Source organism: Paraburkholderia sp. BCC1886 (assembly GCF_900996245.1).
Taxonomy (GTDB): Bacteria; Pseudomonadota; Gammaproteobacteria; order Burkholderiales; family Burkholderiaceae; genus Paraburkholderia.
The window spans coordinates 1-273 of record NZ_CAAJGK010000021.1; the positions used below are offsets into that span (position 1 = coordinate 1).

Annotated in this window: 2 tRNA genes; both read left to right on the forward strand. The window is 57.1% G+C overall.

Annotation, left to right across the window (positions count from 1 at the left end):
* The first annotated feature begins 12 nt into the window (after positions 1 to 12).
* Positions 13 to 89: transfer RNA gene (locus tag FQ746_RS01680), tRNA-Ile, on the forward strand.
* Positions 90 to 149: 60 nt separating this feature from the next.
* Positions 150 to 225, forward strand: a tRNA-Ala gene (locus FQ746_RS01685).
* Positions 226 to 273 lie beyond the last annotated feature (48 nt).

A 273-nucleotide genomic window follows, 5' to 3' on the forward strand; every position in this document is an offset into this window, starting at 1 on the left:
AGACAGACGAAGGGGTCTGTAGCTCAGCCGGTTAGAGCACCGTCTTGATAAGGCGGGGGTCGATGGTTCGAATCCATCCAGACCCACCATCCGTGTCTGTGGTGGTTCTGGCCGGGTGATGACCCCTGGGTGTCTGCATGAGTCTGTATGGGGGATTAGCTCAGCTGGGAGAGCACCTGCTTTGCAAGCAGGGGGTCGTCGGTTCGATCCCGTCATCCTCCACCAATCTTCAATGCGTAGTGTTCTGCGAAAAAGCGGCAGAGGACTGTGCAT